This window comes from Labrenzia sp. C1B70 (genome assembly GCF_000475395.1).
GTDB classification, from domain to species: Bacteria; Pseudomonadota; Alphaproteobacteria; order Rhizobiales; family Stappiaceae; genus Roseibium; species Roseibium algicola.
On the sequence record NZ_AXCE01000012.1, the window covers coordinates 728,433 to 749,195 of the forward strand.

Below are 20,763 nucleotides of genomic sequence, written 5' to 3' on the forward strand. Positions count from 1 at the left end.
GTCCCCCTGTGCGCGATATCACATGGCTGCAGCGGCGCGAGCGGCCTGATCGTAATTGCCGGACACCAGTCTCAATGTAGCGGCAAGTTTGGAGAGTTCGTTTTCGTCGAGGCCCAGCGCTTTCATTGGCTTGACCAGGAGAGCCTCGCGCAGACGCCGGTACTCAAGACAGGCTGTTTCGCCTGAATTCGTGATTTCGGCGGTCTTTTCCTTGCCCCGACGGCCAGATGAAATGAGGCCAGCCTTTTCAAGCTTCTTCAGCGCATAGGTAACCGTGTGAGTGTCTTCGATGTTCAGCACAAGACAGATGTCTGACAGTGTCTTGGCTCTGCCACGGTGATTGACCGAATGAAGCACAAGCACATCCAGAGGCCCAAGCCCCTGCGACCCGCTGGCCGCCATACAGCGTACCATCCATCGGTGATAGGCATTGACCATCATGGTCACCGCGAATTCGATCTCCGAAAGCGCAGGCATTGCACCGGAAGCAAGATGCGCTGCAGAGACAACAGGCCCGATGGGGGCATCGCTTCTGGAGTCGGGATTATCCGTCACATCTGATCTCCGGCACAGTTTCGTTTTTCAGCGGGCCTCCAACCGGAACCGGTCGAAGGCCCTTTTCTGATCGTTTCAAAGGTGTGCGTACATCCGCCCCTGTTCGTTCACGGGAAGGAATGCACTAGTTGCTCAACATCGTCTGCGGCAACCAAAGAGCCAAGCCCGGAAAGGCCACAATCAAGACGATTGCCAGGATCATCAACAGGAAGAACGGCAAGGCCATGCGGGCAACCTTGAAGATGTTGTACCCGGTCATGCCTTGCAGCACGAACAGATTGAACCCGACAGGTGGCGTGATCTGGCTCATTTCGACAACCAGCACCAGGTAAATACCGAACCAGATGAGATCGAGGCCGGCCTGCTCCACCATAGGAAGGATCACGGAGGTCGTCAGAACCACCACCGAAATGCCATCCAGAAAACACCCGAGCACCACGAAGAACAGCGTCAGGGCAATCAGGAGCGCATAGGGTGACAGGTTCAGCGAGCCGATCCAGGCAGCCAACTCACGCGGGATGCCGGTGTACCCCATGGCAACGGTCAGGAATGCTGCGCCGGCCAGAATGAACGCGATCATGCAGGATGTCCGCGTTGCGCCCATCAATGCTTCAGCAAAGCTCTTGCGGTTCAACGTTCCGCTTACCCAGGATAGAAGCAAGGCCAGCATGACGCCGATGGCCGCCGCCTCTGTGGGCGAAGCAAGACCCGCATAGATCGAGCCGATCACACCCACGATCAGACCGATCACCGGAAACAGCCTGCGCGTTGCAAGAAGTCGCTCGATGAAGGGAATGACTTCCTCCTTCGCAGGCATCTTGTCCTTGTTCAGCAGTGCCCAGATCGCGACATAGCCCATGAACAGGAGGCAAAGCATTGCCCCTGGCAGAACGCCTGCCATGAACAACCGGGCAATCGACTGCTCGGTCGCAGCGCCATAAACAATCAGGATGATCGATGGCGGAATGAGCAGGCCCAGTGTGCCCGACCCTGCCAGTGTGCCGATCGCCATGCGTTCGTCATACCCGCGCTGCTTCAGTTCGGGTAGAGACATACGACCGATGGTGGCGGTGGTAGCGGCTGAAGAACCCGACACGGCGGCAAAGATACCGCACCCGAGAATGTTCACATGCAGCAGCCGGCCCGGCAGATTGCGCATCCAGGGCGAAAGACCGGCGAACATGTCCTCCGACAGTCGAGATCGGAACAGGATTTCACCCATCCAGATGAACATGGGTAGCGCCGTCAGATCCCAGGAGTTCGATGCCCCCCAAACCGTCGTTGCCAGAACGGGACCGGCAGGCGCAGATACAAGAATCATCATTGCAGCAAGCGCGACGGCAAACAGCGCAACAGCTACCCAGATACCGGTTGCAAGCGCCGCCAGCATTCCAATGCCGAGCAGGAGGGCGACAAGGGAGAGATCCATTATTCTTTCCCCTCTATCGGATCGGCCTTCACGACCGATTCAAAACTCGGCGCCTTGCCAGTGAGCGCCATGATCAGGTCGTCCAGCAAAGCGATTGAGAACACCAGCAGTCCGAAAGTCATCACCGACTGCGGAAAGACGAGCGGGATCGGAATGACGCCGTAGGAGGTTTCGTTGAATTTGAAGCTGTCGAGCGCAAGCTGTCCGGCGTTCCATGTAAAGAATGCCGCCAGCGCAAGAGCGACCGCAACCGCCCAGACATTCAGGATGCGCGCCCCAGCTTTGGGCACGGACTGCAGCAGGATCGCGACCCTGATGTGATCACCGTTGCGCAGCGTCCCGGATAGGGCAAGAAAGGATGCCCCTACCAGCAGAAAACCTGCAATTTCAGCAAGTGAAGGAACCTGCAGCCCAAGTGGCTCAAGACCAAAGACCGTTCGAGACCAGTCGAATATGCGTCCAAACACCTGAAGAACAACGAGACTGGCAATGACAACGAGACAACACGCAGCCATAGCCGTTGACGCTTGATAAAGCGTATTCAAAGCCTTTCGCATCGGCTTCCCCTACCGGATGTGCAGCTGATATTAAAAAAACGCCGGACTTGTTAGGTCCGGCGCTTCTTTAGCTGTTTAGTTTTTATAGGCTTCGAGAACGGCTTGGCCGGTTTCACCGGCTTCCTCTTGCCATTCGGCAGCCATCGTCTCGCCGATTGCTGCGAGATCCTGGATCAGCTGGCTGCTCGGCTGAACGACAGTGATGCCGTTGTCGACCAGAACCTGGGTCTGCGTCTTGGTTTCTACCTTGGAAGCTTCCCAGCCGCGCTTCTCAGCAACATCGGCGGCTTCAAGGACAGCTGCCTTTTCGTCGTCGCTCAGGGCGTCGAAAGCACCCTTGTTGACGAACACCATGTTTTTCGGCAACCAGGCCTGGGTGTCATGATAGTGGCTCAGGAAGTCCCAAGCCTTGGAATTCGCACCGGTGGACGGTGACGTGATCATGGCTTCGACACGACCGGTGGAAAAGGCGGTCGGAATATCGGGCACTTCAACCTGCGTCGGCACGGCGCCAGCCAGCTGGGCCAGGCGCTCAGTCGCTGTGTTGTAGGCACGGAATTTCAGACCCTTGAGATCATCACCCTTGGTGATTTCCTTTTTGGCGTAGATACCCTGGGGCGGCCACGGCACGGCATAAAGCAGCTGCAGTCCCTGCTCGCCGAGCTTTTCTTCCAGTGCAGGCTTCGACGCCTGGTAAAGCTTCCAGGCCTGATCATAGGACGGAGCCAGGAAAGGCACGGAATCCACTCCGAAGACCGCGTCTTCGTTGGAAAGGCGGGACACCAGAATTTCGCCGATCGGGGCAAGCCCCTTGCGGACCGAGTTCTTGATTTCCGGATGTTTGAACAGCGACCCCGCAGAGTGGATCTGGATGACCAGCGAGCCGTCAGTCTTTTCCTTCACTTCTTCAGCGAAGGCAGCAATGTTCTGTGTGTGAAAGTTGCTGTCACCATAAGGTGTCGGCATGTCCCACTTGGTTTCAGCGGAAGCAGCGGTGAAACCCGCAAGGCCAAATGCGGCGGCAGCAGCCAGATGGATTCCGGCACGTGTCAGGGAACGAGATTGCAGCATGATTTTCTCCTCTAGGAAGCGGGGATTACCCGTCGGGATGCTGCTCGAGGTGCATTCTTCGAACACCTTGTGGAGCACATCTTCACAAACACTAGACTCAAAAATCGTCAACATCAACAATTTATCGATAAATTGTGATTGTCATCTTCAAATCCAAAGCGTCCTTCCCTCCGCGAAAAGGATTGGCTAGCGTTCCGGCCAGACAACCTGGAAACCTGAATTCGTGCCAAACACCAACCAACGCCTCTTGACTGGCAACAGCGCCAACCGCCTGATTTTGGCACTCATTTTGGCAGTGGCGGCCTTGCTACGCTTTCAGAACCTGGATAGGACGAGCCTTTGGTACGATGAAGCCGTCAGCTGGAGCCAGTCCAAGGGAACCATCGCCGAGCTGTTGACCGCCGTTGCAGCTGACAATTATCCGCCGCTGCATAATATTTTGCTCTGGCTGACGATGCCCTTGGCAGGTGACAGTGAAACAGCATTGCGCTTGCCATCCGTGTTGTTAGGTGTTCTTGCCGTCTGGCTAATCTATCTGACTGGCAAGACGCTGGCCGGAAACACCACTGGCCTGCTTGCTGCCGCTCTCCTGACCGTCTCTCCGTTCCACATCTGGTATTCGACAGAAGCCCGCATGTATGCCCTGCTGGCAACATGCGGGCTCGCCTTTCTGCTCCTGGTTCTGAAAAACCTTGAAAGGCCATCGGCCTGGCGGCTGGTGGCGCTTGGAGTGGCTGGAGCCCTGTTCCTCTACAGTCACATCTACGCCCTTCTGGGCTTCGCATCCGTTGGTGTGGTCTGCGGCATCCTGGCATTGACCGGCATTTTGAAATCCGGCCGCATCAGTCTCACCAATGCGGTTCTTGTCTGCCTTGCAATGGCAGCGAGCGCGCTTGCCTTTTTACCCTGGTTGATCATCCTGGCGATGCGAGCAAGGTCGGTAGCCGAAGAAGGCTTCTGGATTGCTTATCCTGATCCGACGTTTCTCATCAACATCGCCTTCAGTATGGCCGGATCGCTGCCATTGTTCTGGGTGCTGGCAGGTTTGGCCGTCGCCAGTCTCCTGACCGTCGTTCACATGCCAGGCAGGTACTTCGGCAAACCGCAAAGTGCGGACGCAATCCTCGTTTGCTTTGCCTACACCGTTGGGCCACCGCTTTTGGCCTATCTCTATTCCATAAGCGTGCAACCGATCCTTTTTGATCGATACCTGATCGCGGCATGGCCAGGGCTTGTCCTGCTCGCCTCGGTAACAGCCCAGCGCCTGGCGCCGCAGGTTGCACCGATCGCATTGTTTGCTGCCGCGATATGGTTGAGTTTCCCCGAATTGAAATTCACGCTGCTGGAGAGAATACGCCCCGAATGGCGCCTGATTGCACGGGACTATCTGGAACAGAAAGCCGATGGCGATCATCTCTTGCTGTTCAAGGGATTTGCCGCACCGGCGCTGTCTTATTACCTGCGCGACCCCAACACCTTCACGCCAGTTGAGACAATTGCCGAAATAAACAAGGGCACCGCTGATGCCCGATGGCTATTGATCGTCCACACAAGCAGTGAGGAACTAAGCAAAGCGCAAGAAGCCTTTGCCCCGCGGGAAGGCACTCCGGCAGCCAGGCGCTTTGGCTGGGGAGCCAGTGGCCTGACACTTTTGGAGCGAGGCCCTGTCGAATAATCTCACTCGCCTGGATGCAAGTCGCAAAACAACCAGAAACAGACAGCAATAGCCGCAAGTACCCCTGCACCAATTGCAACTTCCAGAAAAAGCCCAAGCAGGGAAACGCCGAGAAGCAGGGCGACAAGCAGGAAGATGCCAACGAACCAGAGGTCTGCTGTCAGTATACTGATTGTGAAGTCGACAGCCTCCGCCAGACGCAGCAGAAACGGATCCCGTTCTTCTGATTAATCGTTTTCCGACATCGCCAGCTTTCAGTTTTCCCTTTTACCACAAGGTCATATGGGGGTACCGCAGGCGATAAAAAGATCAAATAACAACCCATTCAGATTTTTTCATCGACATTTTATCGATAAAATGTCAGCATAAATTCACTTGCTATCAAAACGCTAATTATCGGCATGGAATCGCGTGTTCCTTAAAGCCGGCAGCATCAGAGGGAAGATCATGACAGCCAAGTGGGATTTCTGGATCGACCGTGGCGGCACCTTTACCGACATCGTCGGCAGGTCACCGGACGGCACGCTGCATCCGCACAAGGTGCTCTCCGAAAATCCGGAAGCCTATCGCGATGCCGCCATTCAAGGCATCCGGGAATTGCTTGGTGTGGAAAAAGGCGCGACCATTCCCTCGGACAAGATCGCGACCGTAAAGATGGGCACGACCGTTGCCACCAATGCACTTCTGGAGCGCAAGGGTGAGCGAACAGCTCTGTTCATCACGAAAGGCTTTCGGGATGCGCTCGAGATCGGCTACCAGGCGCGACCGCATATTTTTGCCAAGGAAATCATAAAGCCTGAGCTGCTCTATGAGAGCGTCCACGAGATCGTCGAACGTGTCCGCGCCGATGGCGAACTGGAACTCGCACTGGACGAAGGACAGGCCCGTAGTGCAATGCAGGCCGCATGGGATGACGGCATTCGCTCCATCGCAATCGTGCTGATGCACGCTTACGCCTATCCGACCCATGAACAACTTCTCAAAAAGATTGCTGAAGACATCGGCTTCCCGCAGATCTCGGTGTCCCATGAAGTGTCACCGCTGATGAAGCTGGTGGGACGCGGCGACACCACTGTGGTCGACGCCTATCTGTCACCCATCCTGCGCCGCTATGTGAACCAGGTACAGGAAGAACTGGGTGAAGGTCCGCGGCTGATGTTCATGCAGTCTTCCGGAGGTCTCACCGCTGCAGACCTCTTCCAGGGCAAGGACGCAATCCTGTCAGGCCCGGCCGGAGGTGTTGTCGGCGCAGTCGAGACCTCACGTATGGCCGGTTTCGAAAAGATCATCGGTTTTGACATGGGCGGCACGTCTACAGACGTCTGTCATTACGACGGCGACTACGAACGCGCATTCGAAACGGAAGTCGCCGGTGTGCGCATGCGCGCTCCGATGATGATGATCCATACGGTTGCAGCTGGCGGCGGTTCGATCCTTCATTATGCAGACGGCCGCTTTCAGGTGGGCCCCGATTCAGCCGGGGCAAATCCGGGTCCGGCCTGCTACCGACGCGGCGGGCCTCTCACCGTTACAGACGCCAACCTGATGACAGGCAAACTGGCACCGGAATTCTTTCCGAAGATCTTTGGCCCGGACCAGGATCAGCCGCTTGACGGCGATGTAGTTCGCAAACGTTTCACGGATCTGGCTGTGCGCATTGGCGATGGACGCACCCCGGAAGATGTTGCAGACGGCTTCTTGAAAATCGCCGTCGAGAACATGGCCAATGCCATCAAGAAGATTTCGGTCCAACGCGGCTACGACGTGACCGAATACGCGTTGACCTGCTTCGGTGGCGCTGGTGGCCAGACCGGCTGCCGCGTTGCCGACAGTCTCGGCATGAAGACCGTCATTCTGCACCCGTTCTCGGGCATCCTGTCGGCATACGGCATGGGACTGGCTGATATCCGCGCAGACCGGCAACAGGCCGTCGTGAAGACACTTACGGACGATTTGATCCCTGAACTGCAGGCTCTTCGTGATCAGCTTGCCAGCCAGACGGAAGCGGAACTCGACAGGCAGTCGATCACTGCCGCCGCGCGCCGCACGACCGCAACCGCACACTTGCGTTACGACGGCACCGACACTCCGCTACCGGCCCCCCTCGGGTCCGTCTCTGAAATGCGGGCAGCCTTTGAGGATGCACACAAGAAACAGTTCGGCTTTGCCTATGAGAAAAAACCGGTCGTCGTTGAAGCCCTGGAAGTCGAAACGGCCGGTGGCGGCGCCGGTCTCACCGAGCCGGATCTGACATTGGCCACAGGGACGCCCTCCCCGGCAACCTCCACAAGCATTTACTCCGAAGGCACCTGGCACAAGGCCGGTATCTTCAAACGCGAAGTGCTGAAACCGGGCATGAAGGTGACCGGACCTGCGGTGATCATCGAACCACATGCCACGATCGCTGTTGAAGACGGCTGGCAGGCAGAGATCAATTCAAAGGATCACGTGATCCTGAAGCGTATCGTGCCGTTGAAACGCGCAGAAGCCATCGGAACGCACGCCGACCCGGTCATGCTCGAAGTGTTCAACAACCTGTTCATGTCTATTGCGGAACAGATGGGGGTCACCCTTCAGAACACCGCATACTCGGTCAACATCAAGGAACGTCTTGATTTCTCTTGTGCCGTCTTCGACGCAGACGGTGCCTTGGTTGCCAACGCACCACACATGCCGGTTCATCTGGGGTCCATGGACCGTTCGGTGGAAACGGTCATCAAGCTCAACAAGGGCAAGATCAAGCCGGGCGACGTGTTTGCATTGAACGCCCCGTACAACGGTGGCACGCACTTACCGGATATCACAGTTGTGTCGCCGGTCTTCGATGACGAAGGCAAGGAGATCCTTTTCTGGTCGGCGTCCCGTGGCCACCATGCTGATGTCGGCGGCTCCGCCCCAGGCTCCATGACGCCGCGCGCGACCAACGTGGACGAGGAAGGTGTTCTGTTCGACAACTTCAAGATCGTCGACGAAGGACGTTTCTGCGAACAGGAACTAGTTGAGCTTCTGACCAACCATCCCTACCCCGCCCGCAACCCGCATCAGAACGTCGCCGATTTGTCCGCACAGATCGCCGCAAACGAAAAGGGTATCCAGGAACTTCGGAAGATGGTCACCCACTTCGGACTGGACGTGGTCCAGGCTTATATGGGGCACGTCCAGGACAACGCGGAAGAAAGCGTTCGCCGCGTGATCGAAGCGCTGAAGGACTCCGAATACGAGTACCCGACTGACCAGGGCTCCGTGATCAAGGTCAAGATTACCGTCGACAAATCAAAGCGCGAGGCAACGGTCGACTTTACCGGGACCTCGGGCGTCAAGCCGAACAACTTCAATGCGCCAGAACCTGTGACCCGTGCGGCAATCCTTTATTGCTTCCGGGTGATGGTAGACGGCGACATTCCGATGAACGCCGGCTGTCTCAAACCGATCAACATCATCATTCCGGATGACTGCATGTTGCGGCCTTCCTATCCGGCTGCGGTCGTGGCGGGTAACGTGGAAACGTCCCAGCATGTAACCAATGCCGTCTTCGCAGCTCTTGGTGCCATGGCCAATGCTCAGGGAACGATGAACAACCTGACATTTGGCAACAACACGTATCAGTACTATGAAACCATCTGTTCCGGCTCGCCGGCGGGGCCTGGCTTCAATGGTACGGATGGTGTCCATACCCACATGACCAACTCCCGGCTAACCGACCCAGAAGTATTGGAGTTCCGTTTCCCGGTTCTCCTGGAGGATTTCCATATCCGCAAGGGGTCCGGTGGCAAAGGCAAGTGGTCAGCGGGTGACGGCACCAGGCGGACCTTGCGTTTCCTTGAGAAAATGGACTGTGCGATCCTGGCGTCCCACCGTACCGTTCCACCGAAAGGATTGGACGGTGGCAGCGACGGCGAACTCGGCCGCACCGAAGTTCGGCGGCTGAACGGCGAGATCCAACAACTGGAGGGCTGTGATCAGACGGTTCTTGAGGCAGGAGAAGCGGTCACCGTCATCACGCCCACGGCGGGTGGTTGGGGCCACGCCTGATCCAAATTCCAATAGATCGAAGAAAAAGAACGGCCATCTGATTGGGTAGCCGTTCTTTTGTTATTTGGTTGCAGATATGCACATCGTCACTTCTACCTATACGAGAATTATTCTTTCTCTCAGGGACAAAGTTTACCGTTTTTTCAATCTGAGTCCGCCTAAACTGACACAACTTCAACTCTGCCGCTGCCCATGGCGACGAGAAACTCGGGCTTTTGAGATATGTTTGCATCAAATCCCATTGCAACTTCGGTTGCCGCGAAAATTCTAGCACTGGTTGCCTTCCTCAGTCTTGGCCTGCTTGTTGTGGCCGCAGTCGCCATCATTCAGATGGGTTTAATCGGGAAGGAACTTCAAAACATTGCGGATAAGGATATTCCACTCACGCAAGCAATCAGTCAGGTTGCCAATCATCAACTACAGCAGGCAGCGGTGATTGAACGGATCATGCGCGTGTCCGGCCTGACCTCCGGCGAAGATGCTGAATCAACCGCTGCCTTGAAATCCACTTTGGCCGCTCTGAACGAACAGGTTTCCGATGAAATTCTGAAAGCGGAAGCACTCGCCCTTTCGGCGCTGGAAAAGTCGGCATCCGACACGCAACGGGACGAGTTTTCCCAAACGCTCGAACAGCTCAAACGCATCGAGAATGAGTATCAAACCTATTCTGCAGAAATAGCTGGTATCTTGGCGAAGATCGAACAGAACAACCTCTCCGATGCGAGCACCCTTCTCGTTGAGTTGGAAAAGGAACAGAACCGCCTCGACCATGAACTGGTGTCGCTACTCACCGAGATCGAGCGTTTTACGCAAACAGCGGCGTCATCTGCAGAAGAACACGAGAAACAGGCCTTTCAGCAAATCGCGATCACCGCGGCGCTGACTTTGATTTTGTGCCTTGTCGGCTCAGTCCTTTTCGCCAGATATCTGATTTCCCGTCCCTTGCACCAGGTCACCGCAGGCCTTCTGGAGCTCGCCAGAGGCAACACGGATGTGGAAGTAAATGTACGCACGAATGACGAAATCGGTCAGGTGGCAAGCGCATTCGAAACCTTCCGTGAAAACACGATCGAGATGAAGCGCCTGCAGGAACAGGCTCGCGAAGAAGAAATGCAGGCAGAAGCGGATCGTCGCGATACAAGATTGCGGTTGGCCGACGAGCTTGAAAGGCTCCTGATGACCAGCTGCGACACAGCGGTTTCTGCATTGAGTGAACTTGCGTCCGGTGCCGACGAATTGGCGCGCAACAGTCATGAGACCATTGAAAGGTCCAACACGGTTGCCGCTGCAGCCGAACAGGCCACAGCATCGGTCCAATCTGTTGCATCCGCGTCTGAGGAACTGGCGAGTTCAATTCACGAAATCAGCCGCCAGATTACACTCGCGAATTCCTCCACCTCTCGTACATCTGAACAGGCCGAAGTTTCCGGAGAGACAGTCGGAAAACTGTCTACATCGGCAGAGGAGATCACGGATGTCCTGAAACTGATCAGCGACATTGCTGCCCAGACCAATCTGCTGGCCTTGAACGCAACTATCGAAGCAGCGAGAGCTGGCGAAGCAGGCAAGGGATTTGCCGTCGTGGCTTCTGAAGTAAAGGCGCTAGCCACGCAAACCGGACAGGCAACCGATCAGATTGGTTCACAGCTGAGCGGTGTCCAGTCCGGGGCGGCAACCTGTTCTGATGCAATTACCACGGTTGTCAAAGCCATGATGGAAATTCGCGAACAGATTTCCGGAATTGCCTCTGCGATTGAAGAGCAAAACGCAGTTACGTCAGAAATAGCCAAAAACGCGCATCAGGTCGCGCAAGGCAGTGCCGACATTACCTTCAATATCTCCGAAGTGAACCAGGCAGCGCAGGTATCCGGCGACAGGGTGCAGGAAGTCGTGGGAGGCATTCAGAACATTTCCTCCCAGATAACGACAATTCGCGACGGGTTGGGCGATTTTCTCGGTCACCTGCGCGCAGCTTGACAACTGCTCGCCATGCTCTCCGGAACACCTGCCAAAACGACTGACCGCTGCCCCGTGTCCGCAACGCGGACACGGGGATCTGGAGCCATTCGGTTTCTAACTCCCGCTCCTGCGGTTAATTCATGCAGACCAGATAATTCCAAAAGACCGATCTGTCGCTTGCCGGACCAATGAAAAGTTCGATACAGATCTTGTCGGGAACCCGTCTCTTCAAGATCTTCACATTGTTCATGGGAAATCTCAGCGATCCTTGCTCCACCAGGAGCAGAACGCGGTTGCGCGAGAGACCAAGCCCTTTTGCAAGGACCTTATCCAGACGAACCTGGACGTGATCCGAATTCAGGATTGTCAGTGCCACAGTGCAGGCATCTGCACAATCGCTGGCAACCATTCGTCGTTTCAGGCTGAAATCAGTGCCCCCCTTGCCTCCGCCTCTCCCTTTGGTGTTGCAGGCGAAGGTGCTCGCCACTCCCTCATCGTTCCGCTGCAAGGCTTCGATGAGTTCTGCCGAAAGGCTGCTCACGGCTCGACGTTCAAAAATGGCCCTGTTCCATCTGCTTCCACAGACATCGCAACGATAGATCAGCCAGGCGTCAAGCTGGCTTCCATTCGCGTTCAACCGGAATTTGCCCGTCGAACCAAAAGGTTGCACAAACCCGCATCGTTGGCAGGGACGCTTTATTCTAGGTGTCTGAGAACGGACAACGGACCATTCCATGTTCAATATAGACGACATTCCGTGGGTCTTCCTCGCACGGGAAGTCCGTCACAGGCAGTCGGGACGGCCGGACAGCGTCAGCTATCGGCACTCAGTCTGGCTGGAAGCTTTTTCGAAATGAATGCAGTGAACCGAAACAGGATCAGATGCGCATGGCCAAGCCACACCGGCCCCGATCCGCCGCCAGGACGAACAAAGTTCATGACGCATTCGAGCGAATGCATGGCGGGATCGATGACCGGTCAGAGTGTTGGCAAAACAAACGTCCAAATTGAAACAGATGAGCCTCGATAGCGCTTACGAAAATGACAAGCAAGCTCAACTTGGAGTTTCGACGAGACGTCGTTTGAATTGTGTTCAGGTGTTGCGCGCCTGCAAAGCCAGAGCGACCAGTGCAGGCCTCAGTTCAGACGGATCTTCCAATGGATCTGCAAACCAGAGACGTTCAACCTTATCTCCAGCCACAAGATCAGCGCCTTCGGGATCCAGACAGGCAAGCCGCCAATTGGCCTCTCCGGCCTTCAGCAAATTCTGCGCATAAAGTTTCACCGCATCCCTATGGTCTGCGTTCATATGCGCAACCGCTCCGGCTTCCATTGAAGACCAGTCACCAGGCGAACTAACTTTTGCCAATAAGTCCTCTTCCTCCAATTCAAAAGCCTTGCCAAAGCCTCCATTCAGGCTGGCCCTGGAGAGCTCCAACCTGAAAAAGGAAAAGTCTCCGAAATCGACATAAAGTTCGGCTTTGGGATGACGAGAGAGGTAACGGTTGCGCAACCGCTCATGATCCGAACTTCCTCTCGATATCTTTACTGCCTTGCAGAAAAGAGAAATTCTCGGATGAGCGAGCGGATCGCCTTTTCCAGGTTCGCCCAACAATAGCGAACATGAAGGGTTCTCCAGAATTGCCGCCGTGTGTCCGGACAATGTACTTGTGAGGATGAAAGGTGCACCATCCAAATCGGTCGCCACCGCAACCCGACTGGCAAGTGGATGCCGCGTTTCGGCTTCGAGCACCGCCAAAGCACCAAACCTCGCGGTTCTGATCAACTCCTTGGCCAATCTTCTGGCTTGATCATCGGTCGGCCGGATTACTGATTTCGGTTCTTTTTCCAGGCTCACGGCCCCTCCAAGTTCTGTTTTCTGTCGGCGCAGACAATTTGCATTCCACGGTTTTCGCCTTCCCCCCGAATTCTGAACGTCAGATGAACAGACATCTCAGAACCGGTTCAGGGCGCCTATGCGATTGTCTCACCATCAGATACGGCGCCAATCGAGAACAGCGCCTGCCTTTGGAGAAAACCAATGAAGACCATGAGCAAACGTCTTGTTGCCGCCGCCCTCACGGGCGCCCTTCTTTTGCCGACCTTCGCGGCTGCTGAAGCCGGCTCGCGCAACGGTTGGCGTGACCACCGTGGCGGCCACCACCATAACCAGAGACACAATAATCGAAATCATAACCGACACAAAAACAATGATAATCTTGGCGCGGCTGTCGCGGCAGGTGTCATCGGCCTCGCTGCAGGAGCAATTCTGCTGGGTGCGACCCGCCAGCCGAGCTACGCAGGCCCGCCGCCGGTAAATCACTACCCGCCGGCTCCTTATCCTGGTCGCGTCAACACGGCCATCGGTTATCAGCCGTGGAGCCCAGCCTGGTACCAGTACTGCTCTTCGAAATACCGGTCGTTCAACCCGTCGACCGGTACCTATACCACCTACCAGGGTGAACAGCGTTTCTGCCAATAAGCTTGCGCCCGCCTGGTGGTACTGAAGAACTCGTGGCAACAAACGACCGACCGGCCGAACCGGTCACCCGTTTGTTGTCATTCTTTTCAGAAGGGTCATGCTCCAAGGGAACTGAACAGCCTCGGTGGGCAAGTGCAACCAGGTTGTTTCGTTCAATCAGCCTGTTTGCATCAATCCGCCATGGTTTCTATTGAAGCGAAGCCTTCCGGCGCAGCACCGAAATCGAACGGCGTGTCGACCTCAATGACCTTGTCGGGATAAAAACCATTGAACCTTGTGCGAAGCGACAAGCTGTAGGCACCGATATGGCCAATCTCGATCCAGTCTCCCGTGTCGACTGTCTCCGGCAGCCAGAAAGGCCTGGAAAGAATATCAACGCTGTCGCAGGTTGCGCCGCAGACCTTGAAGGGAACAATCTTGTCGGGCTGACCAGCCCGTGTTTTGCGAGCCGGATCTGGAATGAAACGAGCCGGCAGCGTGATCTTTCCGGTCCAACTGTCGGAAAGAGATGCCCAGATGCCATCATTGATGTAAAGGCGGCGCCCCTTTTTCAACAGTACTCTGACAATGAGAGAGATCGATCGGGCCACGATCACTCTGCCTGGCTCGGCGACAAGAGGCAGGTCATCAAATTGCCAATCAGCAATATCGGCTTTCAACTGCCCCATCAATTCCACGAGCGAGGGCATCTCAGGCGCTTTGCGGCGCGGATCGTGACCATAAACGGCCGGAAACCCTCCCCCGACATCAAGCTCCACAACGGGCACGCCAGCACGTGACCTGATCCAATCGGCTGAAGCCAGCGCTCGCTCATAGGTTTCCGGTTCTTCGATCTGGCTTCCTACGTGAAAACACAATCCGCATTTGAACCCGATACGGTCGATCCGTTGCAGCAACTCAACGGCGTGACCTGGAGCCGCGCCAAACTTCTTCGACAACTCGTAAGCAGCATGCCCCTTTGTGGCGATACGAACGAAGAGCGTGATCGTTCCAGGATCTATATCAAGGGCCCTAACAACACGCAGGATCTTCGCGACTTCGTCTTCGTGGTCGAGCGAAAGGGTTCGAATACCGTAGGTTTCCAAAGCTAGCCGAATGTCCGACTGTGCCTTGATAGGATGCATGTAAAGCATCTCAGCCTTTGGTGCTGCCTCTTTCACCGCGGCGAACTCTGCAGGCGATGCGACATCGAAACAACTGATCCCGGCCTTTGCCAGTGCCTCAAGGACAAATGGCTCACCATTCGTCTTGACCGCGTAAGCCGTCTTGCCGGGGAAGAGCGACTGGAATTGCTGTGCGTCATGCCTGAGCACGTCCGGCCGGAAACAATACACAGGCTGATCGGGACGAAGATCCAAGGCGGCGTCAAGAGCTGTTTTATAACGTTCCATCAGTCCTTCCGGCGTTAGAAGTCATCGAATAGAAAGGAACAAGCTTGAGGCTGATTTGCAAGCCGGGATTGGGTTATTGGCAGATAATGTAATTACAGCTTTTGCCGTGGCATCCGATATCGAGATGGAAGTGAGACTTGTGATTTGGGTCTGCATCGGGGCCGAGAACGGTGGTGAACCTTTTACAGGCAGCCTTGTGTATGGCGGACAGGAAGCTTCCGCTCTGCGTGTTGCGCGCCCAATCCTTTTCAACTGAAATCTCAGTACCGTCACTTAATCGGAAGGCCACAATATCAATGGCTTTGCCAAGCGCATGTTCGGAGAGCTTTCCATCTGGAAGATTGTTTCGTCGGCGACACTGATAACCAGGGCCTGTGAGAAACTCGGACACTGGTTTCCCGAACTGTGCTTGTGCAATGGGCAAGACATCTTCGATCACCCACGCTGTAAGTGACGTCGCAAAACCGCATGATAGCGTGGCTTTCATCGGGAAGGTCACTTCGGCATCCTCGCCACGTAACCCAGAAAGGTTGACAGGTACGGTGATCCCGCAATCCTCATCAGGTTGATCCCCTTGCAAGGGAGCAAGTTGTTCAAAAGTAGCACCCGGAATATCGCAAGCTGACGGTGTGGAGGATTCGCCCGCAGAAGCTTTTCTGCCACTGTCGTCAGGTCCTGCCAAAGGCCCTTCCGGAAGAGTAGCTGGCTTGATCGCCGGCACATCCACCCCCTCGATGAATTGCGAACTACCGAGGCCAGGAAGCGGCTTTTCCTGCGGCAATGGAGGATTTGCGTAAACATCTAAAGGCAGCAGGCAACACAACGCGAGAGCAGTACAAATCGACACGAGGTTTAAGTGCATTCCCAACTCCGCACATTGTACTTGCCAGCGACCCTCATGATTGATCAACGCTTGTCCTGCGTCTATGGTTGCATGACCCAAAAAGTGGATGGCTCCCCATGACATTAGAACTCTTTTTCGCCTATGTGATTGCCACATTGATCGTCCTCGCCATCCCGGGTCCGACGATCATGCTTGTTGTCAGCTATGCTTTGACCCAGGGACGCAAGTCTGCGGTTGCCAGCGTATTGGGTGTTGGCTTGGGGGACGCGACAGCAGCAGCTGCGTCGCTGATGGGTCTCGGTGCCATTCTGGCGACGTCTGCAACAGCATTCACCGTGCTCAAATGGGTAGGGGCGATCTACCTGGTCTGGCTTGGCCTGAAAATGTGGAGAAGCCGGCCAACTGCACTTGGGCCGCATCAGGTTGCCGATGTTCCCCCCAGAAAAATATTCTGGCATGCATATGTGGTCACAGCGCTCAATCCAAAAGGCATTGTTTTCTTTATGGCTTTCCTGCCACACTTCATCGCACCTCACGCCCCAGTTGTCCCGCAGCTCGCACTTTTGGGAACGACCTTCGTCGCATTGGGTGTTTTGAATGCAGCTGTTTACGCCTATGCAGCAGCAGCCCTCGGACAAAAACTGAGAAGTCCTTCCCTGCTTAGACTGGTAAACAAGGTGGGCGGCGCATTCCTGATCTCCGCTGCGGCGATGACGGCAACATTGCAGAGATCTGCGAACTGAAAAAATCAGCGACTTGATGCGAAGGGAATGTTCTTTTTTGACCGTACGGCTTCCGCTTCGGTTTTTTCTTCTTCAGTTTTCAAACCGAAATTAGCACCGGATTGCTTCAAGGTTTCAAGTGATCTGCGAGCGCCATCTTCACTAAGCGCTGCATAACGCTGGATGGCGGCATTCAGCTCCAATCCGCCAATGCGCAACCGCCTGGCCCTCATCGTGAGAATATCCTTGTAGGCTTCGGCTGTAACGCCGTTCGCCTTGCAAAGAATTATCAATGGCTTGTCGCTTGCGCTGAACAAGAGCTGGGATACCGCACTGGGCGGCAGATTGCTTACCTTGGCAAGCAACATACCCAGCTCCGCTGTTCGATCCGAACGGGCGAACAAGGTCACGGCATCATCGATTTTGGTCTTCTTGCTCACCACGTCACGGATCAATGCGTTGGATTGTTCACGTGCCTCTTCAAGCTTGTGCGCACGAGCGGCCACTTCGGTAGCGGCACGTTCAGCCAGGAGCTGAACAAGCGTGCTGTCGGCACCGAGTGCACTGACCCTTTCTTTCAACTCTTCCGTCAAGAAAGGCAGCAAGGCATGAGCAGCTGCATCCGGCAAGTCGGTGCGGTTGATCAAGGCAGCCTGGATTGCTTCACTCGATCGGGCTTTTTCCACCAATTTCAGGAAGGATGCATCAGCGAACTCTGCACCCTGGTTTTCAGCGACTTTACTTAAAACCGCCGTATCCCCCCGATCCACCAATACAGTGGTAACTGCCTTGTCGACGGTTTCACGCCCGGCAATTGCCCCCAGATGCTCCATCGACGCAGAACATGCGATCTCGACCAGGTCTTCTGAGGTGAGTGCAGGTGAGTTTTCCAGAACCGGGCCGGCAACCGGAAATTCATCCTGTGCCAATTTCACCATCAGTTCACGAGGAGCATCTTTCTCCTTGCAAACTCGTTTGGACAGAATGATCCTGGTTTCTTCCTCCAGCTGTCCGAGAACTTTGAGAACGATGTCGCCAAATAGCAGGCTGATCTGCTCGTCACGGTCGTCACCGGAGTTCACGAATAGGTCCGTCAGCATGCTGACCAGGCTTTTGCGCCCTCCAGCGCTTGTGTCCCTCGCCAGATCAGCAAGTTTTGCAAGATTGATCATCGACACTCCGGCGCGACAGTCGCGTAAGCCTCGACATTATCAGCAGGCCCTTAACATTAAGCTACCGTTGAACGCCGCATAACCTGGAGAAACGGCCAGCAGCAGGAAGGCCTCCCCACAAATAAATCGACGCGCCAAATAATTATTTGCAACCCTCGATCGTACCTCCAGGACAAATTAGTTCTGTTTTTTCGCAAAAGGCAGTGAACGTTTCCAATCAAGGCTTTACTTAATGCTTCCTCAACAAACACAACCCTGGAATGCAATTCTCCGCTGCGCTGCAGCATCTTTTTTGCTTCGCTTCGGCATTATGCTGACTTAGTATCACCCCGTCAGAAAGAGGTAATCGGGAGCGGACATATGACCCTTGTACGGAACCTGAACATGATTGCCTTCCTAGCAGCCTTTGCGTTTTTGGCTGCAATTGTAGTTGGTGCAATCTGAACCAAACGGCAAAAAATCAAAGAAAACGAGCTGCGCCGAGCAGACAGCAGGACAATTCAACGAACAATTTTAGATTCCCGGCGTAGTCGGCTGCACCAGAAGGTGCAGCCGCCGAAGATGCTGTGCTGATTCCAGAATTGATTGCTCGTACGGGTGTCGAGGGAGAGAAATAGCGCCCGAACGCACTGGAGACTGGGCAATTGCCGCAGCTGCCCAGACACAACCAAAAATTTCACTTCACAGGAAGCCTGTTGCATTCCGCAATTTCAAACACTGGAATATTAGGTCTCAACACAGGTTCCGCTCATGCGGCCAACTCTATCGTTTGAGCCAGTGCTGCGTCACGGTTTTCCGGTTCGATCATCAATTGATCTGCCGCGATCATTGTCACATCGGAGATGCCGATAAAGCCAAGAATATGCTTCAGGTAATTTCCGGCAAAGTCGATCTCTGATCCTATTTTGGTTCCACCAGAGGCAATGATGACGTACGCCTTTTTACCCTGAAGCAGACCGACAGGTCCGTTCTCAGTGTACTGAAACGTCTCTCTTGCTCGCGCGATCATATCAACCCAGGCTTTTAGCGTAGCCGGAATAGAAAAGTTGTAAACAGGCGTCCCAATTACGATGGTGTCTGCCTCCTTCAATTCTCCAACAAGCGTGTCGGACAGAGCAAGCACCATTTTTTGTTCTGCACTCCGTGCAGCAGGATCTGTAAAAGTCGCGCCAATCCACTCTTCGCTCAGGAACGGTACCCCTTGGGAAACATCGCGAGTAAGGACTTTTGCATCTGGTGATTTTGCCAGCAAACGTGTCACGAAGGTCTGCCCGAGGTCACGCGTCACTGAACCGGCGGTACGTGCTGAGGCATTGACATGCAGAATTGATTTCAACGGTGAGGACATCTTGATCTCCAAAGTTTCAAAACCGGCATCGGCGTTTGTTCGTTAATTGGAGATAGTTTTGATATTTTCGAATAACTAGAATTAAAATAGTGAACAGTATGTCAAGTTAACGAACAATGCCTTTTTGAGAATTCAAGCCCCCCATCTAATTCCCGACAGAAGCTTGTAGAGGCCAGCCAGCGCCAACGCCCCCACAACGGTATTGATCACCTTGCCTTTGACGCTGGACGTTCCTTTTCGCAGATCACGCAGAAAGTGCATGTCTTTCTGCGCTTCGATGGTATTCTCGATGTCAACACCGAGCGCCTTGAGTACTTCTTGGGCAGCTTCCCGGCCGCCTTCTTTGCCACCTTCACGGGCGATTTCCCGCATCTGATCTTCGTTCATTGCACGCCCCCTGCGTAGCCCTGTTTGATTTCGTCGAACCACCGGCTGCACCGCATCACGCGGGCATTGGCCCGGCCAAGCGCCTGGTCTGTCCGGATCAGGGCCACGTCCAGAGGCTCCCCGACCCGAACGCCGGACGCTTCTTTCTGTCGGCAGTCGTCCGGATAACCCGGAAGCTCTTTGGTGATTTCCACTTGTGCCGACAATGCGGCGGCCGTTCGCAACCGGTCGTCATTGGTTGCGCAAGCGCTCAAAAAGATCAGGCTGCAAAGTGCAGCCATCCCCAACGGTCGAAACATAGTGTTCCAACTCCTTTGCTGCGGCTTCCGCTTCCGCGTTGGCCTGATCGATAAGAGAGAGGAAACGCCGGTTTGCCCGTTCCGTGACAACCTTCCGGCGTTTCAGTTCTTCAAGCTGCACCCGGGCTGCGGTCAATTCCGCGTCGGCCACATACTCGACAACGGCCTGGCGAACCGCGCTCGACTTGTCGACCTTGTGCCAAACAAAAAAGCCGCCCAGAACGGCGGCAATGGCGAGGGCAGCACACGCGGTGCGGCTTTGGAGTATCCAGGCGATCACCGGCATTACCGCAGCCCTTCCAGGCATAGCGAATGCTCGGCCGCACGGCGGTTTACAAGTCCCCGGATCGTCCGGCCGCCTGCCTTGTTGAACCACTTGGCTGTGTTACAGGCGCCGCGCACGTCCCCGGCATCGAGACGCTTGCGCGCAGTCGACCGGCAAAAGTCCCCTACCCCGATGTTGTAGGTGAGACTGACGAACGCGACATAGGATTTTGCGGGAATGGCATCCGGCCGCTTGAGGCACTTTCTCATTCCGGCTTCATGCCGTTGCAACGAGGCCAACAGCATTGCGTCACACTCGGCCTGTGTGTGCTTGTCCCCAAGCTTCACCCCGAGCGTTTCGCCGTAACAGACGGTTGGAACGCCGACAACGTCCCGGTATGCCGCCAGGCGCAGACCTTCCCAGGCACCGACCAGCACAATCGCAGCCGTGCCAATGCCGCCGACAAGGCGGGTTTTACGTCCCATCGTTCATGTTCCTTTGTACGAGAAGCCGGGCCACGAACGCGGCCGACACTGTGAGCGCCGACAGGGCTGCAAGTAAGCCCGGCGCAATGA

Annotated in this window: 20 protein-coding genes; 6 read left to right on the top strand and 14 right to left on the bottom strand. The window is 55.3% G+C overall.

The annotated features are described in order from the left end of the window. Positions 1–18 precede the first annotated feature (18 nt). From Q666_RS51645 to Q666_RS51660, 4 genes are all read right to left on the bottom strand, one after another. Positions 19–555: a winged helix DNA-binding protein gene (locus tag Q666_RS51645; RefSeq protein ID WP_031269106.1), complete on the bottom strand. Its 537-nt coding sequence runs from the start codon at positions 553–555 to the stop codon at positions 19–21. 124 nt (positions 556–679) lie between these two features. After that, on the bottom strand, positions 680–1,984 hold the full coding sequence (locus tag Q666_RS51650) for a TRAP transporter large permease subunit (RefSeq protein ID WP_023000465.1): 1,305 nt from the start codon (positions 1,982–1,984) through the stop codon (positions 680–682). Further along, positions 1,984–2,541 carry a TRAP transporter small permease gene (locus Q666_RS51655; RefSeq protein WP_031269105.1) on the bottom strand — a complete coding sequence of 186 codons (558 nt, stop codon included), beginning with the start codon at positions 2,539–2,541 and terminating at the stop codon, positions 1,984–1,986. The genes Q666_RS51650 and Q666_RS51655 overlap by 1 nt, the downstream gene beginning before the upstream one ends. A gap of 75 nt (positions 2,542–2,616) precedes the next feature. Further along, entirely contained in the window at positions 2,617–3,612 is a 996-nt protein-coding gene (locus Q666_RS51660; protein ID WP_023000463.1) for a TRAP transporter substrate-binding protein, read from the bottom strand. A gap of 223 nt (positions 3,613–3,835) precedes the next feature. Here Q666_RS51660 and Q666_RS51665 point away from each other — a divergent pair, with 223 nt between their 5' ends. The 3 genes from Q666_RS51665 (at position 3,836) to Q666_RS51680 (ending at position 11,296) form a co-directional block, all read left to right on the top strand. After that, the gene (locus Q666_RS51665) at positions 3,836–5,287 is read left to right on the top strand and encodes a glycosyltransferase family 39 protein (RefSeq protein ID WP_152533358.1); all 1,452 of its coding nucleotides are present in this window, start codon (positions 3,836–3,838) and stop codon (positions 5,285–5,287) included. 447 nt (positions 5,288–5,734) lie between these two features. Next, the gene (locus Q666_RS51675) at positions 5,735–9,319 is read left to right on the top strand and encodes a hydantoinase B/oxoprolinase family protein (protein WP_031269104.1); all 3,585 of its coding nucleotides are present in this window, start codon (positions 5,735–5,737) and stop codon (positions 9,317–9,319) included. 222 nt (positions 9,320–9,541) lie between these two features. After that, positions 9,542–11,296 carry a methyl-accepting chemotaxis protein gene (locus tag Q666_RS51680; RefSeq protein ID WP_023000459.1) on the top strand — a complete coding sequence of 585 codons (1,755 nt, stop codon included), beginning with the start codon at positions 9,542–9,544 and terminating at the stop codon, positions 11,294–11,296. 115 nt (positions 11,297–11,411) lie between these two features. Here the strand turns inward: Q666_RS51680 and Q666_RS51685 are convergent, their stop codons facing one another. Continuing rightward, the gene (locus tag Q666_RS51685) at positions 11,412–12,032 is read right to left on the bottom strand and encodes a DUF1062 domain-containing protein (protein WP_081713284.1); all 621 of its coding nucleotides are present in this window, start codon (positions 12,030–12,032) and stop codon (positions 11,412–11,414) included. Here Q666_RS51685 and Q666_RS66770 point away from each other — a divergent pair. Next, entirely contained in the window at positions 12,013–12,135 is a 123-nt protein-coding gene (locus Q666_RS66770) for a hypothetical protein (RefSeq protein WP_286133777.1), read from the top strand. The genes Q666_RS51685 and Q666_RS66770 overlap by 20 nt on opposite strands. A 236-nt stretch (positions 12,136–12,371) precedes the next feature. Here Q666_RS66770 and Q666_RS51690 read toward each other — a convergent pair whose 3' ends face one another. Further along, positions 12,372–13,136 carry a DUF2470 domain-containing protein gene (locus Q666_RS51690; RefSeq protein ID WP_023000456.1) on the bottom strand — a complete coding sequence of 255 codons (765 nt, stop codon included), beginning with the start codon at positions 13,134–13,136 and terminating at the stop codon, positions 12,372–12,374. A 183-nt stretch (positions 13,137–13,319) separates the two neighbouring features. Here Q666_RS51690 and Q666_RS65555 point away from each other — a divergent pair, with 183 nt between their 5' ends. Then, positions 13,320–13,760, top strand: coding sequence for a BA14K family protein (locus tag Q666_RS65555; RefSeq protein ID WP_062488097.1), 441 nt, complete (start codon positions 13,320–13,322; stop codon positions 13,758–13,760). Between the two features lie 170 nt (positions 13,761–13,930). Here the strand turns inward: Q666_RS65555 and Q666_RS51700 are convergent, their stop codons facing one another. Next, positions 13,931–15,151 (bottom strand): alanine racemase, encoded by a 1,221-nt coding sequence (locus tag Q666_RS51700; protein WP_023000454.1) that lies wholly within the window; start codon positions 15,149–15,151, stop codon positions 13,931–13,933. Positions 15,152–15,224: 73 nt separating this feature from the next. Then, positions 15,225–16,061, bottom strand: coding sequence for an extensin family protein (locus Q666_RS65560; protein WP_161633245.1), 837 nt, complete (start codon positions 16,059–16,061; stop codon positions 15,225–15,227). 50 nt (positions 16,062–16,111) lie between these two features. On the opposite strand from Q666_RS65560, the gene Q666_RS51710 reads away from it, so the two are divergent. Next, complete coding sequence (locus tag Q666_RS51710) at positions 16,112–16,738, top strand: LysE family translocator (RefSeq protein ID WP_023000451.1); 627 nt, start codon at positions 16,112–16,114, stop codon at positions 16,736–16,738. A 5-nt stretch (positions 16,739–16,743) separates the two neighbouring features. Here Q666_RS51710 and Q666_RS51715 read toward each other — a convergent pair whose 3' ends face one another. From Q666_RS51715 to Q666_RS51735, 6 genes are all read right to left on the bottom strand, one after another. Continuing rightward, complete coding sequence (locus Q666_RS51715) at positions 16,744–17,889, bottom strand: DUF2336 domain-containing protein (protein WP_023000450.1); 1,146 nt, start codon at positions 17,887–17,889, stop codon at positions 16,744–16,746. 748 nt (positions 17,890–18,637) lie between these two features. After that, on the bottom strand, positions 18,638–19,237 hold the full coding sequence (locus tag Q666_RS0133415) for an NAD(P)H-dependent oxidoreductase (protein WP_031269103.1): 600 nt from the start codon (positions 19,235–19,237) through the stop codon (positions 18,638–18,640). A gap of 132 nt (positions 19,238–19,369) precedes the next feature. Next, positions 19,370–19,624, bottom strand: a complete 255-nt coding sequence (locus Q666_RS51720; protein WP_023000448.1) for a hypothetical protein — start codon at positions 19,622–19,624, stop codon at positions 19,370–19,372. Further along, a complete protein-coding gene (locus Q666_RS51725; protein ID WP_152533359.1) occupies positions 19,621–19,848 on the bottom strand; it encodes a hypothetical protein in 228 nt (75 codons plus the stop codon). Before Q666_RS51725 ends, Q666_RS51720 begins: the two co-directional genes overlap by 4 nt. Positions 19,849–19,855: 7 nt before the next feature. Then, positions 19,856–20,209 carry a hypothetical protein gene (locus Q666_RS51730; protein WP_023000446.1) on the bottom strand — a complete coding sequence of 118 codons (354 nt, stop codon included), beginning with the start codon at positions 20,207–20,209 and terminating at the stop codon, positions 19,856–19,858. After that, the gene (locus tag Q666_RS51735) at positions 20,209–20,673 is read right to left on the bottom strand and encodes a lysozyme (RefSeq protein ID WP_023000445.1); all 465 of its coding nucleotides are present in this window, start codon (positions 20,671–20,673) and stop codon (positions 20,209–20,211) included. The genes Q666_RS51730 and Q666_RS51735 overlap by 1 nt, the downstream gene beginning before the upstream one ends. Positions 20,674–20,763: the final 90 nt, after the last annotated feature.